This window comes from Bacillus cereus, from assembly GCF_002561295.1.
GTDB lineage: Bacteria > Bacillota > Bacilli > Bacillales > Bacillaceae_G > Bacillus_A > Bacillus_A cereus_S.
In genome coordinates this window covers 1-14,007 of the sequence record NZ_NTUG01000012.1, presented here as the reverse complement: position 1 = coordinate 14,007, position 14,007 = coordinate 1, and the positions used below count along the sequence as shown (strand labels likewise).

Sequence of the window (14,007 nt, the reverse complement as noted above, 5' to 3'; positions counted from 1 at the left end):
CTAGTAATTGCTAACGGCCAACACCGTTATGTTGTACTTGAGCAATTAACAATTTTGTTAATTGGAACAAGGGTGGAACCACGAATTCAACACTCGTCCCTTTTTACGGGATGAGTGTTTTTTATTTTGAAAAAAAGAGGAGTGACCAGTGATGGCAGATGTAGTTAAAATTACTTTCCCTGATGGAGCTGTGAAGGAGTTTCCAAAAGGAGTAACAACTGAAGAAATCGCAGCTTCTATTAGCCCAGGCTTAAAGAAAAAAGCTGTGGCTGGAAAATTAAATGATGAGATGATTGATCTTTCTACACCAATTGAAGAAGATGGTGCAGTTTCAATCATTACATTAGATTCTGAAGAGGGCTTATACATTTTACGCCACTCAACAGCCCATCTTTTAGCACAAGCGTTAAAACGTTTATATAAAGATGTTAAACTTGGTATCGGTCCAGTAATTGAAAATGGCTTCTATTACGATATCGATATGGAAGAAGCAATTACAGTTGAAGACTTCAAAAAAATCGAAAAAGAAATGCAAAAAATTGTGAACGAGAACTTAGAAATCGTTCGTCACGAAGTACCACGTGCAGAAGCACTTCGTCGTTATGAAGAAATTGGCGATGAGTTAAAATTAGATTTAATTAACGATCTTCCAGAAGATGCGGTTATTTCAATTTACGAACAAGGCGAATTCTTTGACCTTTGTCGTGGTGTTCACCTTCCATCTACAGGAAAGATTAAAGTATTTAAATTATTAAGCGTTGCAGGTGCATACTGGCGCGGTGATAGCGACAATAAAATGTTGCAACGTATTTATGGTACAGCATTCGTGAAAAAAGCAGAATTAGATGAGCATTTACGTATGCTTGAAGAAGCGAAAGAGCGCGATCACCGTAAATTAGGTAAAGAGTTAAAACTATTTACTAATAGCCAAAAAGTAGGACAAGGTTTACCACTTTGGTTACCAAAAGGTGCAACAATCCGCCGCATTATTGAGCGTTACATCGTTGATAAAGAAGCAAGTTTAGGATATGATCACGTATACACTCCAGTACTAGGAAGCAGAGAACTTTATGAAACTTCTGGTCACTGGAATCACTACCGTGACGGCATGTTCCCATCAATGGAAATGGATAATGAAGAATTAGTTCTTCGCCCAATGAACTGTCCTCACCATATGATGGTGTATAAAAATGATATTCATAGCTACCGTGAACTACCAATCCGTATTGCAGAACTTGGAACAATGCACCGCTATGAAATGTCTGGAGCATTATCTGGATTGCAACGTGTACGCGGAATGACTTTAAATGATGCGCACATTTTCGTTCGCCCAGATCAAATTAAAGAAGAATTGAAACGCGTTGTAAACTTAACTTTAGAAGTGTACAAAGATTTCGGTTTAGAAAATTATTCATTCCGTCTATCTTATCGTGACCCAGCAGATACTAAAAAGTATTATGCTGATGATGAGATGTGGGAAAAAGCGCAATCAATGCTAAAAGAAGCAATGGATGAAATGGGTCTTGAGTACTATGAGGCTGAAGGTGAAGCAGCATTCTACGGTCCGAAACTTGACGTTCAAGTTCGTACTGCACTTGGAAAAGACGAAACACTTTCAACTGTACAATTAGACTTCTTACTTCCAGAACGCTTTGAATTAACTTATGTTGGTGAAGATGGTAAACAACATCGTCCAGTTGTTATTCACCGTGGTGTTGTATCAACTATGGAACGCTTTGTTGCCTTCTTAATTGAAGAATATAAAGGTGCATTCCCAACTTGGTTAGCTCCAGTTCAAGTACAGGTAATCCCAGTTTCTCCGCAAGTACATTTAGACTATGCGAAGAAAGTACAAGAAGAATTGCAACGCGCTGGTATCCGTGTTGAAGTAGATACTCGTGAAGAGAAAATCGGGTACAAAATCCGTGAAGCACAAATGCAAAAAATTCCGTACATGCTTGTAGTAGGTGACAATGAAGTGACTGAAAATGGCGTAAACGTACGTAAATACGGCGAGCAAAAATCAGAAACAATCGCATTAGATGCGTTTGTTGAAATGATTAAAGTTGAAGGAAAACGCTAAAAAAGAGTCGCGGCATGCCGCGACTTTCTTGTATTGTACTAGGAATAAAAACGATATAAGATCATTCTTTTTAGGTGGGAGAGAGCATCTAGCCATGCATAGAAGCGGTCAGGTGCCTTTCCTGCCCCGTGCCAAGTAAAACAAAGAGAGAAAAAGAGTGCAGGATACCTTTTGTTCTTTATAGCAGGGGATTATATGTTGAAAAATCAAAATGGATTTATACGGAAATAATAACCAAACAATACTTATCATAAAAAAGTATTGCATGTATTCGTGTTGTTTGTTACAATATTTCTTGTTGTTAGTAAAACGCGTCTTCTTGACAGACGTTATATCCTATGGTAAACTCATCAAGGATAATAGAATATGGTTTGTAGAAAAAGTAGAAGCACCCGCTTCTCACCTGATTGGCGCATATGCAGTTAGCAGGTAAATGTCTTTCTTACTTAAGAATGTACAAGTGTGGGTGTTCGTATGCCCACACTTTTTTGTTTGGGTTCTACGGTTACAAACATGTTCTAAGAAAACCTTGGAGGTGGCTTACTATTAGCAAGGATATGATGATTAACGAGCAAATTCGTGCACGTGAAGTACGCTTAGTTGGCGCAAATGGCGATCAACTTGGAATCAAGTCTCGTAATGACGCTTTAGACTTAGCTGCAAATCTTAATCTTGATTTAGTATTAGTTGCTCCAAATGCGAAACCGCCAGTATGCCGCATTATGGACTACGGTAAATTCCGCTTTGAGCAACAGAAGAAAGAAAAAGAACAGCGCAAAAATCAAAAAGTAATTAGCATGAAAGAAGTTCGTTTAAGTCCAACAATTGATGAACACGACTTTAACACAAAGCTTCGTAATGCTATCAAGTTTTTAGAGAAAGGCGACAAGGTTAAAGCGTCAATTCGCTTTAAAGGACGTGCCATTACTCATAAAGAAATCGGTCAACGTGTTTTAGATCGCTTCTCAGAAGCTTGTGCTGAAGTTAGTACAATCGAATCTAAGCCTAAAATGGAAGGACGTAGTATGTTCTTAGTTTTAGCACCGAAAAACGATAAGTAATAGATAGAGGAGGAAATACCTATGCCTAAACAAAAAACTCATCGCGGCGCTGCAAAGCGTTTCAAAAAGACTGGATCAGGTAAACTGAAACGTTCTCACGCTTACACAAGCCATTTATTCGCTAACAAATCTACAAAAGCTAAACGTAAACTACGTAAAGCTGGTGTAGTAAGCGCTGGTGACTTCAAACGCATTCGTCAAATGCTTGACAACTTAAAATAAGTTCGGTTGATATATAGAACAATTAGGAGGTAATATTATGCCAAGAGTAAAAGGTGGTACAGTTACTCGTCAACGTCGTAAAAAAGTAATAAAATTAGCAAAAGGTTACTACGGTTCTAAAAATACATTATTCAAGGTTGCTAACCAACAGGTTATGAAATCTCTAATGTATGCATTCCGTGACCGTCGTCAAAAGAAACGTGACTTCCGTAAATTATGGATTACACGTATCAACGCAGCAGCTCGTATGAATGGTCTTTCTTACAGCCGCTTAATGCACGGTTTAAAAAATGCTGGCATCGAAGTTAACCGCAAGATGCTTGCTGACTTAGCTGTTCATGACGAAAAAGCTTTCGCTGAATTAGCAACAGCTGCAAAAAACAACTTAAACTAATTATTCAAAAACCTTAGAAGATTTTCTTCTAAGGTTTTTTTATTTATTTTAATGATACAACTCTAGCAGGAAACAAGGAAAAGGATTAGAAATAGAAATGGGCATGGAAAAAGATACGAGGAGGAACCACATGGCAAAGCTAATTTATCATATTGCAGTTACGGCGGATAGCTTTATTGCGGACTTAGATGGTGATGCTACTGATTCGATTTTTTTATATGAAGGTGAACATGTATCAGATTTTATTGCCGATGTCGAGCAATATAATGCGGTATTAATGGGGAGAAAAACATATGAGTTTGGATTTCAATTTGGTGGGAAGCTAGGAGAACCAGGTTATTTTAAAGAATTAAAGCATTATATTTTTTCAAATACTATGCAATTTGAATCGAGTGATAAAGTAGAACTTGTTAGGGAAGGTGCAGTTGAGTTTATCAAAAACTTAAAAATGAAAGAAGCTGGTAATCTGTGGCTCTGCGGGGGTGGAGAACTGGCTGGTTCGTTAGTTCAGCAACAACTAATTGACCAAGTAGTATTAAAAATAAATCCAGTCATAATTGGGGAAGGAACACCTTTATTTGGTAGCGTGAAACCGCGTTTAAAATTGAAATTAGTTGATGCGAAACACTATGTAAATGGTGTCATTAAATCAACCTATACGATTATTTATTCTTAGGAACATTTACGTGGAAAAGAATAAAATTAACAGATGTGTTGTTATTGGTATGAAAAAAGAATCTTAATATAATTTGCCAAAAGCTAGAGGGAGAATTCTCTAGCTTTTTCGATATAATGTAGTGATAGAAAATTCGAAAAATTTAAAATAAATGGTAGATTTAGGGTGATTCTTGTACTAATATGTAAATGAAAACCTTTTCAAAAACCGAGTGAAGGAGGAATTCATTTGAAAGCAGCTGTTGTAAACCAATTTAAAGAGAAATTAGAGGTAAAGGATGTCCCAAGGCCAAAAGCAGGAATGAACGAGGTGCTTGTACATATCCAAGCATGTGGCGTTTGCCATACAGATTTACATGCGGCACATGGTGATTGGCCGGTAAAACCAAAGCTACCGCTAATTCCAGGGCATGAAGGTGTTGGAGTGGTAGAAGAAGTAGGAGAAGGTGTCACCCATCTTAAAATAGGTGACCGAGTCGGAATTCCTTGGTTATATTCAGCGTGTGGTCAATGTGAGTATTGTTTATCTGGTCGTGAAACGCTTTGCCTAGATCAGCATAATGCGGGATATTCAGTTGATGGAGGCTATGCAGAATATTGTATAGCAGCAGCTGATTATGTTGTAAAAGTACCGGAAAACTTAAGTTCAGTAGAAGCAGCTCCGTTATTTTGCGCAGGTGTTACAACATATAAAGCGTTAAAAGTATCAGAAGCAAAGCCTGGACAATGGGTAGCTGTTTTTGGGATTGGTGGTCTAGGGCATTTGGCGATGCAGTATGCCAAAGCAATGGGATTACATGTAGTAGCAGTTGATACAGTTGATGAAAAACTTGAACTCGCAAAAGAACTCGGTGCAGATTTAGTTGTTAATCCACTTAAGGAGAATGCTCCGCTTTGGATTCACGAAAAGGTAAACGGCGTACATGCATCTATTTGTACAGCCGTATCAAAACCAGCATTTGATCAAGCGTATCGTGCAGTACGTCGTGGCGGCACTTGTGTAGCGGTTGGTCTACCGCCAGAAATGATGGAGGTACCAATCTTTGATACAGTATTAAATGCAGTGAAAATAGTCGGCTCTATCGTTGGAACGCGTAAAGACTTACAGGAAGCGCTCCAATTTGGTGCGGAAGGAAAAGTAAAAGCGATTATAGAAACACGTCAGCTTGATGAAATTAATGAGATATTTAGTGAAATGGAAGAAGGGAAAATTAACGGACGTGTTGTACTTGATATGACAAAATAAGTATAAAAGCCATAACGATATAGAAGAATATGCAGTAAAAAAGTCGGAGGAGTCCCTCTGGCTTTTTTACTGTTGTTTAAAGGCATCTTTCCTAGTAGAAACGACACTGCTATAATGGAAAGATGATATGGGAGTTTCATCATATGTAAAGTCTATCTGAAACGTATGGATGATTTAGGGACAAGATATCTCATAAGGGGCCAGGAAGCTAATTAGATAATAACGGGTAGGATTTTTAAAGCTTACAATAAATATGTGCGAAACAACATTGTTCTTATGCGATGTTGGAGGAGGAATAGAATGGATTTACTACAACTATTTAAATTACAAAAAGAATTAGATGACCGTATTGTAAAAGAACATGATTTACAACCGAAAAAATTATTAAAAGAAAAGATGTTAGCACTGCTTGTAGAAATTGGAGAACTTGCAAATGAAACGCGTTGTTTTAAATATTGGAGCAAAAAGCCAGCAGCTGAACGTGAAGTGATACTTGAAGAATATGTAGATGGTTTACACTTTATTTTATCGATTGGAATTGATTTAGGAATTGATAAAAACTTCTTGTTTTATAAATGTGCACAAACGAATAAAACACAAGTTGAAATTTTCTTAGACACATATGCGAAAGTGATTCGTTTTACTGATCAGCCATCTATTACAAACTATATTGAATTATTTACAAGTTACCTTCGCCTTGGACAAGCTCTTGATTTTGGCCAAGAAGAAATTGAAAAAGCATATTTAGATAAAAACGAAGTGAATCATCAGCGTCAAACACAAGGGTATTGATTTAATTTTTGAATATTTCAACTCATTTTTGTATAATGAAGTGACTGAAGAAAAAGGAGGGTGTTGGCAATGACAAAATTAGATCCGACATTGACAATGCTAAAAGAATTAACAGATGCACGCGGGATTGCTGGGAATGAGCGAGAACCACGTGAAGTAATGAAAAAATATATCGAGCCATTTGCAGATGAACTTTCTACCGATAATTTAGGGAGTTTAGTTGCGAAAAAAGTAGGGGAAGAAAATGGCCCGAAAATTATGGTAGCTGGTCACTTAGATGAAGTTGGTTTCATGATTACGCAAATTGATGACAAAGGTTTCCTTCGTTTTCAAACAGTTGGTGGCTGGTGGTCACAAGTTATGCTTGCACAGCGTGTAACGATCGTAACACGTAAAGGTGATGTAACAGGTGTAATTGGTTCAAAACCACCGCACATTTTACCAGCAGAAGCTCGTAAAAAACCGGTTGAAATTAAGGACATGTTTATTGATATCGGTGCTTCTAGTAAAGAAGAAGCAATGGAATGGGGCGTACGACCAGGGGATCAAGTTGTACCGTACTTTGAATTCCAAGTGATGAAAAATGAAAAGATGCTTCTTGCAAAAGCATGGGATAATCGCATTGGCTGTGCAATTGCAATTGACGTGTTAAAACAATTAAAAGATGAAAAGCATCCAAACGTTGTATACGGCGTTGGGACTGTTCAAGAAGAAGTAGGTCTTCGTGGTGCGAAAACATCTGCACATTATATTAAACCAGATATCGCGTTTGCAGTAGATGTTGGTATTGCTGGTGATACGCCAGGAGTAACAGAAAAAGAAGCGCAAAGCAAAATGGGTGACGGTCCACAAATCATTTTATATGATGCATCTGTCATTGGACATACTGGACTTCGCAATTTCGTAGTTGACGTTGCGGATGAATTAGACATTCCTTATCAATATGATTCTGTAGCTGGTGGTGGTACTGACGCAGGTGCAATTCATATTTCTGTAAATGGTATCCCATCTATGGCGATTACGATTGCAACTCGTTATATTCACTCTCATGCGGCAATGTTACACCGTGATGACTATGAAAATGCAGTGAAGCTAATTGTAGAAGTAATTAAACGTCTTGATAAAGAGGCTGTACATAACATTACATTTAATTAATGAGAAAAAGCGAAGGGAGTTCCCTTCGCTTTTTCTATTTTTATTACGCTCTTATTATTGTTCTTGTATCATTTTCATCAGTAATAAATTGTATATTTTCAAATCCGAAGTCTTTTGCGTTCTTATAAAGCAATTCGAGTTTTTCTTTATCTTTGCAGTAAATGACGGTATAGCAGCTGTCTACTACGAAAAGAACAAGTTCACACTCACTTTTAACGAATTCTTCATAAGTTTTAATTTCTGAAACTTTGCCTTTCGGATATGCTTGTAAATCAGCGAAAATAATATAGTATATATTATTTTCCAGTAGTTTTTTAAGATTTGCACCTTCCATTAGCTCATTATCTGTTTCAAAAAGATCTTTATCTAGATCTAACTCATCATTAACCACTAAATAAGACTCTACGGGGCTAACTCTCCAATCGAAAGTGGAAATATCTATTGGTTTTAATACATCTCCAAGACAAGAGTCATAGTTATTAGTATTAGGTAGTTGAAAACTTAGTCCTCTTTTCATAAAGCGATACCCCCGTTGATTTTTTAAAAAGGTCTCTCTAACCCAGCGGCAGTATGCGCCCCTAAAATAATTAAACGTGTGAGCTGCATTGCCATGAAGTGCGGCGTATAAATCATGCCTCTTTTTAACCAAGACATAATCATCCCGATATGTGCGCCAGTTACATAGCTAATAAGAATATCCCGTGGAACCATAAGTTCTTCATCGTCTGGCTGTGAAATAGAAAGACTTAATGTTAAATGTGTTTGAATGGTTTTCATCATTTTATAAGAATAATTTCCAGCTGCTTTGTCTCCGAGCATTACGTTATAAAAGGTTGCATTCTCAGCGATGTGTTCAAATAAGGCTAGAAAAATTGGATTTGGGGAATCAAAGGTAAGTTGCAAATCTTCTTTTGTTTGCTTTTTTGGCTTAATCACTTCTGATAAAGATGCTAGCATTTCTTCTATACACTTATCTAATAAATCGTATTTATCATGATAATGGCTATAAAAGGTAGCGCGATTGACAGGAGCACGTTCAGCGATATGTTGCACTGTGACATTTTCAAATCCTTTTTCGCCTACTAAAGTGATAAAAGCATTCTGTATTAATTGTCTCGTTCGTTTTACACGCGGATCGTTTGTATTTTTTATAGACATTTTCGTTCTCCTTGATGAATTTTTACTATTTAAACAACAAATATATAGTTTAGTGTTGGATAACCAACATATATGCCTGAATTGTCGGTTGTAGATTCAAAATAATTATTTATAATTATAAACGATATTCCTTTAGAAAACAGCACCGCTAGCATGCAAGCAAGGGATTGGTTTGCAGAGCAAAGGTGTGCTTTTTTTATTTAATTGTTAATATGATTAACAATTAAATAGTATAAACAAAAAGGATGTAAATAGTTTAGAGAAAAATTATATGCGATATAAGGAGAGGAATGCAATGAATCAGTTTCGAAGAATGGTGATTATTAATATTATCACATTAATTGTATTAGTTGGCGGCGGTATTGGTGGTTATTACTACTATAATCAAGCTGAAAATTACTTAAAAACAGATAATGCGAAAATTGATGGGAAAGTAATCCCAATCGCATCACCAGTAGCAGGAAAATTAACAGAATGGAATGCAGAAATAGGCAAGAATTACAATGAAAATGATAAATTAGGTTCTGTCTCTGCACCAGGCCAAAATGGTGAGCAAACAATGGATGTAACAATCCCACAGAGTGCAACAGTTGTTCAATCAAATGCCACAAAGAACGCGTTTGTTGGAGCAGGTAGTCCAATTGCGTACGCATACGATATGAGTGATTTATGGGTAACGGCAAATATTGAGGAAACAGATATTGATGATGTGAAAAAAGGCCAAGAAGTTGATGTGTATGTAGATGCATACCCTAATACAACGTTAACAGGAAAAGTAGAACAAGTGGGATTAACAACTGCAAATACATTCTCTATGCTTCCATCAAGCAATGCGACAGCGAACTATACGAAAGTAACACAAGTTGTGCCGGTTAAAGTTTCTTTAGACCATAGTAAATCAGTAAATATTGTTCCTGGAATGAATGTGACAGTTCGGATTCATAAGTAAGGGGGGAAGATAAAATGTCCTCAGGTTTAATTGTAGGATATGCATTATTTTGTATCATCGTCTTCTTCCTTGTAAATCGTCTTTTAAGAAAGAAAAAAACGAACGCGGGAGAAGAACAAGTCCCAGCCATAAGTAAGATAGAAACAAAGCAAGAACCGTCTAATGTAGTTGAATTAGAAGCATCAAAACAAGAAACACAAAAGCAAGAAAGACAGAAACAACAAATGCCGATAGAGAATGTCAATATAAAGGCTGTTGTAACGGTATTAATTCTTGGTATGTTCGTGTCGATTTTAAACCAAACAATTATTAATGTGGCATTGCCTCCATTAATGAATGAGTTTAATGTATCAACTTCAACGGCCCAATGGTTAATTACAGGCTTTATGCTTGTGAACGGGATTTTAGTGCCAATTAGTGCGTTCTTAGTTTCTCGGTTTACGTATCGTAAATTATTTGTAGCAGCAATGCTATTTTTTACAGTAGGTTCTATTATTTGTGCGATATCTGGCAACTTCACAATGATGATGACAGGGCGGGTAATTCAAGCGGTTGGCGCTGGTATTTTAATGCCAGTAGGTATGAATATTTTTATGACGCTTTTCCCGCCGCATAAGCGCGGAGCCGCAATGGGATTGCTTGGAGTGGCGATGATTTTAGCGCCAGCGATCGGTCCAACTGTAACAGGATGGGTTATTGAAAATTATAGTTGGAACTTAATGTTCTACGGGATGTTTATCATCGGTTTAGTTATTACATTATTATCTTTAAAATTCTTTACACTTGCTCAGCCAGTCTCACAAACAAAGCTAGATGTGTTTGGGGTTATTAGTTCAAGTATTGGACTCGGTAGCTTACTTTATGGATTTAGTGAAGCTGGAAATAATAGCTGGAGTAGTGCGGAAGTTGTAATCTCACTTATTATTGGTGTGATTGGTTTAGCGGTATTCATTTGGAGAGAGATGACAACGAATAACAAAATGCTAGATTTACAAGTATTTAAATATCCAACGTTTACTTTTACGTTATTAATTAATGCGATTGTAACAATGGCATTATTCGGTGGTATGTTATTACTTCCTGTATACCTCCAAAACATTCGTGGCTTTACACCAATTGAATCAGGTCTTCTGCTTCTTCCAGGATCATTAATTATGGGGATTATGGGGCCGTTCGCAGGGAAGTTATTTGATAAGTATGGTATTCGTCCACTAGCAATCGTTGGATTAGCGATTACGACATATGCTACGTATGAATTTACGCAGCTGTCGATGGATACACCATATAGCGTCATTATGACAGATTATATTATCCGTTCATTTGGAATGTCATTCATTATGATGCCAATTATGACAGCTGGTATGAACGCGTTGCCGATGAAATTAATCTCTCATGGTACAGCAACGCAAAATACATCAAGGCAAGTAGCAGGTTCAATTGGTACAGCAATCTTAATTACAATTATGACCCAACAAACAACTGCTCACGTTGCAGATTACGGTAATATGCTAACAACAACAAATCCAATTTTAGTTGATAAAGTACATGGAATGGGACAAAGTTTAGCATCCGTAGCTGGATCAGCACAAGCAGGAGATGCGATGAGCTCTCAGCTACTGTTTGGACAAATTTCAAAGCTTTCTGCAATTAATGGCATTAATGATGCTTTCTTAATTGCAACTATATTAGCAGGGATTGCTTGGGTGTTATCATTTTTCTTACCATCAGGCAATAAGCCAAATAGAAAAGCAGAGAATTAATTTTCTCTGCTTTTTTGTTTTGATATTAAAATGAGAAACCTGCATTATCCTGGAATGGAGAATGAATCAGGCATAGACATCAGTTGATAGAAAATAGCCCCTAGTACCCCTACAGTAAAAATGATCATCCCCATATTGCGGATACGAATCATTTGGTTACGTATTCCACTTATACCTGCTAACAAACCAGTTAACGCGAAAAGAACCCAATACAGCACAGTTGGAATTGGAATAAGTCTTTCCATATCAATCCCCATTCCCCAGAAAACAAAAGGCATAGCGACAAATGAAAAACAAATCATCCCCATTGTAATAACAAACGGCTTTCGAGACATGAATCCTGCTATAACTAAATAGATGCCACCAAAGATTCCACACGATACAAGTATGGGCATAAAGAAAATCCACAGAGAGCCTAACATTTGCATATATTTATTCCTCCTGATTGATAAGTTATATTTTACAATACTAGGGTTATTTTGGATATTATTAAAGGTGAATTAGTTTTGCTCCAGTTAAAAGAGGTATCGCCACGTAGCGATACCTCTTTTTATGATAAAAATGCCAGTGTATTATTCATCATATGAAATAATATAGCTGGAATAATAGAATTCGTTCGCTTGCATAATATAGCCATCAATAGTCCCATAAGAAAAGTAGCAACCATTATGCCAAGTGAGTATGTATGAGCGATCCCGAAAAGTAAACTTGTCCCAATTGCTGCAATCCAAAATGGAAAGCGTTCTGAGAAGAAGCGAAGGATGATACCCCGGAAAATAATTTCTTCAAAAATAGGAATGAAAATTGCAGATCCAATAATTAGTAAAATTCGATATTGCTTTAGAACATCTAAGTTTAAAGCAGATGCTTGCTGTGTTGTTGCATCAGGAAATAGATGTGTCAGAATAAGTGAATTTAAGACGATATTTAAAGCATAGAAAAGAAGTAAGTATATGTAAGTACTCAATTTTTTAAGTGCTCTAAAATTGAAAGCGGATGACAATAAGTTTTTTGCTGGTTCATACTTAGAAATGAACAACAATAAAACAAGTAATTGCAATAAAGTACTTGCAGTATTTCCTATAGATTCATACAAGGCGATTTGTTTTTCATTCGTTAGGTCGCTTGTATAAATTGTTACAGGGAGTGCGATGAATAATGTTATAAGTCCTGTTCCAAAAAAGGCGAATAAGACAGAACCGATAAACTGTCCCCATGACATAGAATGTTTTGGACCGTATGTAAGTTGCGTAGTCGATTGCATATATCGAACCCTCTCTTTTTATCTATATATATAACTATACACAATAATTATAAAACTGTCATTTCTGAATATTACATATAAATAGGTGTTGATTTGATTATTAGTAATAAATATATGAATTTTGATAGAAATAGATGATGAGGAAACGAATGAATAAGTGTAGGGCGTATGAGAAAGGAAGTTGCATATGAAAATCACAGAAAAAAATGTTGTACAAGAGTTAAGAAAGCGAAATGAAAAAGCGTTATATTTTGTCATTGATCAGTATGGCGGGCTTATAAAAAGTATTGTTAGAAAGCACTTATCTTTCTTAGAGAATGTCCAGGAAGAGTGCATGGATGATATATTGCTAGCAATTTGGAATCATATTGAAAAGTTTGATGAAGAGAAAAATACGTTTAAAAACAGTTATTGGCGTTTTGAAAAATTAGACGATAGTGTTACAAAAATTATACTGACGCCTGTCATAACTTCTGGTGAAGAAGAAGAAAAGAAAACGAATTATTGAAAAGTGTTGACGGAAGAGGAGTTTGAAGTTGTTATAAAATAATAAAAGAGGTATCACTCTATAGTGATGCCTCTTTCTCATTGATAACTATGTTCTGTTTTTTTATTCGATTTCGTTTGCTCTATTTGTAATTCACGCTCTACCATTCGATCTAATTGCTGAATCGCTTTCAATGCCTTTTCGTAAGAGATTGTTCGATAGTGATGCGCTCCGCCTGGCTCTTCGTCTGCTTCGTCCGCCCACTTAATAATATTTTGAAGAGGTGTTCTTGCAAGTTGTTGTTCTACTAGAAAAGAATCGGTATGCAGGAGAATAGCAACAGAAATTTCCTTTGCTTGCTTCGGATGTTCTCCTAATCTGATTAATAATTTATGAGCTCTTTCCGCTCCTTTAATCGCATGTATATCATTCTTTTTATATAAGTCATAGTCCCATTCGCCGCCTGTATACCACGTATGATGTCCGATATCATGAAGGAAGCCAGCTTTTGTCGCAGCATCGACTGAGGCGTGATGCTTTTTAGCTAAGTGAAACGCATGGTAAGCGACAGCGATTGCATGGACCATTCCAGAACGGTTTACGTATTTTTGTGTAATATGATGTTTGAAAATTTGTTCAAGCGTAATACGGTGCATAAAACATTCACTCCTTTTATCCCGCTTTAACGGGCAGTAAGATTTCCACTTCAAAATTCGGCGAATACGAGGAAGTTAGGTGGGAGATCAACTGCCCGTAAAAGC

General features: G+C 36.6%; 15 protein-coding genes, 2 pseudogenes and 2 other annotated features (1 of these 19 only partly in view). Of the genes and pseudogenes, 12 read left to right on the top strand and 5 right to left on the bottom strand.

The annotated features are described in order from the left end of the window. Positions 1-104, top strand: a binding site (T-box leader); it begins 125 nt to the left of the window's first position. Positions 105-151: 47 nt separating this feature from the next. The 8 genes from thrS to CN373_RS10115 all read left to right on the top strand — a co-directional run bounded on the left by thrS (position 152) and on the right by CN373_RS10115 (position 7,628). Then, the gene (gene thrS, locus CN373_RS10150; RefSeq protein WP_000786072.1) at positions 152-2,083 is read left to right on the top strand and encodes a threonine--tRNA ligase; all 1,932 of its coding nucleotides are present in this window, start codon (positions 152-154) and stop codon (positions 2,081-2,083) included. Between the two features lie 374 nt (positions 2,084-2,457). Next, positions 2,458-2,579 (top strand) — a sequence feature (ribosomal protein L20 leader region). Between the two features lie 61 nt (positions 2,580-2,640). Further along, positions 2,641-3,144, top strand: a complete 504-nt coding sequence (gene infC, locus CN373_RS10145; RefSeq protein ID WP_000973214.1) for a translation initiation factor IF-3 — start codon at positions 2,641-2,643, stop codon at positions 3,142-3,144. A gap of 21 nt (positions 3,145-3,165) precedes the next feature. Continuing rightward, positions 3,166-3,366, top strand: a complete 201-nt coding sequence (gene rpmI, locus CN373_RS10140; protein ID WP_001125945.1) for a 50S ribosomal protein L35 — start codon at positions 3,166-3,168, stop codon at positions 3,364-3,366. Between the two features lie 37 nt (positions 3,367-3,403). Beyond that, a complete protein-coding gene (gene rplT / locus CN373_RS10135; RefSeq protein WP_001138361.1) occupies positions 3,404-3,760 on the top strand; it encodes a 50S ribosomal protein L20 in 357 nt (118 codons plus the stop codon). A 130-nt stretch (positions 3,761-3,890) separates the two neighbouring features. Next, entirely contained in the window at positions 3,891-4,436 is a 546-nt protein-coding gene (locus CN373_RS10130; protein WP_098359237.1) for a dihydrofolate reductase family protein, read from the top strand. Between the two features lie 228 nt (positions 4,437-4,664). Further along, positions 4,665-5,681: an alcohol dehydrogenase AdhP gene (adhP, locus tag CN373_RS10125; protein ID WP_098359236.1), complete on the top strand. Its 1,017-nt coding sequence runs from the start codon at positions 4,665-4,667 to the stop codon at positions 5,679-5,681. A gap of 300 nt (positions 5,682-5,981) precedes the next feature. Continuing rightward, entirely contained in the window at positions 5,982-6,473 is a 492-nt protein-coding gene (locus CN373_RS10120; RefSeq protein ID WP_000365055.1) for a dUTP diphosphatase, read from the top strand. 69 nt (positions 6,474-6,542) lie between these two features. Further along, positions 6,543-7,628 (top strand): M42 family metallopeptidase, encoded by a 1,086-nt coding sequence (locus CN373_RS10115; RefSeq protein ID WP_000163583.1) that lies wholly within the window; start codon positions 6,543-6,545, stop codon positions 7,626-7,628. Positions 7,629-7,671: 43 nt separating this feature from the next. Here CN373_RS10115 and CN373_RS10110 read toward each other — a convergent pair whose 3' ends face one another. Then, the gene (locus tag CN373_RS10110) at positions 7,672-8,145 is read right to left on the bottom strand and encodes a DUF2691 family protein (protein ID WP_000820294.1); all 474 of its coding nucleotides are present in this window, start codon (positions 8,143-8,145) and stop codon (positions 7,672-7,674) included. Between the two features lie 23 nt (positions 8,146-8,168). Then, complete coding sequence (locus tag CN373_RS10105; RefSeq protein ID WP_000023675.1) at positions 8,169-8,786, bottom strand: TetR/AcrR family transcriptional regulator; 618 nt, start codon at positions 8,784-8,786, stop codon at positions 8,169-8,171. A gap of 295 nt (positions 8,787-9,081) precedes the next feature. Between CN373_RS10105 and CN373_RS10100 the strand changes: the two genes are divergently transcribed. Both CN373_RS10100 and CN373_RS10095 read left to right on the top strand, forming a co-directional pair. Further along, positions 9,082-9,735: an HlyD family secretion protein gene (locus tag CN373_RS10100; RefSeq protein WP_001071406.1), complete on the top strand. Its 654-nt coding sequence runs from the start codon at positions 9,082-9,084 to the stop codon at positions 9,733-9,735. A gap of 14 nt (positions 9,736-9,749) precedes the next feature. After that, entirely contained in the window at positions 9,750-11,495 is a 1,746-nt protein-coding gene (locus CN373_RS10095; RefSeq protein ID WP_098359235.1) for a DHA2 family efflux MFS transporter permease subunit, read from the top strand. Positions 11,496-11,539: 44 nt separating this feature from the next. Here CN373_RS10095 and CN373_RS10090 read toward each other — a convergent pair whose 3' ends face one another. Continuing rightward, positions 11,540-11,923 (bottom strand): hypothetical protein, encoded by a 384-nt coding sequence (locus tag CN373_RS10090; protein ID WP_001178142.1) that lies wholly within the window; start codon positions 11,921-11,923, stop codon positions 11,540-11,542. A gap of 122 nt (positions 11,924-12,045) precedes the next feature. After that, positions 12,046-12,759 carry a CPBP family intramembrane glutamic endopeptidase gene (locus CN373_RS10085; RefSeq protein ID WP_001192123.1) on the bottom strand — a complete coding sequence of 238 codons (714 nt, stop codon included), beginning with the start codon at positions 12,757-12,759 and terminating at the stop codon, positions 12,046-12,048. Between the two features lie 187 nt (positions 12,760-12,946). Between CN373_RS10085 and CN373_RS26165 the strand changes: the two are divergent. After that, positions 12,947-13,165 (top strand): annotated as a pseudogene (locus CN373_RS26165) (sigma factor); the annotation flags it as partial. Then, positions 13,160-13,267, top strand: a pseudogene (locus CN373_RS26135) (DUF4179 domain-containing protein); the annotation flags it as partial. The pseudogenes CN373_RS26165 and CN373_RS26135, both read left to right, overlap by 6 nt. A gap of 77 nt (positions 13,268-13,344) precedes the next feature. On the opposite strand, the gene CN373_RS10075 reads toward CN373_RS26135, so the two are convergent. Then, positions 13,345-13,902 carry an HD domain-containing protein gene (locus CN373_RS10075; RefSeq protein WP_000554797.1) on the bottom strand — a complete coding sequence of 186 codons (558 nt, stop codon included), beginning with the start codon at positions 13,900-13,902 and terminating at the stop codon, positions 13,345-13,347. Positions 13,903-14,007 lie beyond the last annotated feature (105 nt).

Coding starts and splice junctions, on each gene's coding strand:
- rpmI (WP_001125945.1), top strand. CDS start 3,166: ATGCCTAAACAAAAAACTCATCGCGGCGCTGCAAAGCGTTTCAAAAAG.
- CN373_RS10095 (WP_098359235.1), top strand. CDS start 9,750: ATGTCCTCAGGTTTAATTGTAGGATATGCATTATTTTGTATCATCGTC.
- thrS (WP_000786072.1), top strand. CDS start 152: ATGGCAGATGTAGTTAAAATTACTTTCCCTGATGGAGCTGTGAAGGAG.
- CN373_RS10130 (WP_098359237.1), top strand. CDS start 3,891: ATGGCAAAGCTAATTTATCATATTGCAGTTACGGCGGATAGCTTTATT.
- CN373_RS10120 (WP_000365055.1), top strand. CDS start 5,982: ATGGATTTACTACAACTATTTAAATTACAAAAAGAATTAGATGACCGT.
- CN373_RS10085 (WP_001192123.1), bottom strand. CDS start 12,759: ATGCAATCGACTACGCAACTTACATACGGTCCAAAACATTCTATGTCA.
- CN373_RS10110 (WP_000820294.1), bottom strand. CDS start 8,145: ATGAAAAGAGGACTAAGTTTTCAACTACCTAATACTAATAACTATGAC.
- CN373_RS10105 (WP_000023675.1), bottom strand. CDS start 8,786: ATGTCTATAAAAAATACAAACGATCCGCGTGTAAAACGAACGAGACAA.
- CN373_RS10115 (WP_000163583.1), top strand. CDS start 6,543: ATGACAAAATTAGATCCGACATTGACAATGCTAAAAGAATTAACAGAT.
- CN373_RS10090 (WP_001178142.1), bottom strand. CDS start 11,923: ATGCAAATGTTAGGCTCTCTGTGGATTTTCTTTATGCCCATACTTGTA.
- CN373_RS10100 (WP_001071406.1), top strand. CDS start 9,082: ATGAATCAGTTTCGAAGAATGGTGATTATTAATATTATCACATTAATT.
- rplT (WP_001138361.1), top strand. CDS start 3,404: ATGCCAAGAGTAAAAGGTGGTACAGTTACTCGTCAACGTCGTAAAAAA.
- infC (WP_000973214.1), top strand. CDS start 2,641: ATGATGATTAACGAGCAAATTCGTGCACGTGAAGTACGCTTAGTTGGC.
- CN373_RS10075 (WP_000554797.1), bottom strand. CDS start 13,902: ATGCACCGTATTACGCTTGAACAAATTTTCAAACATCATATTACACAA.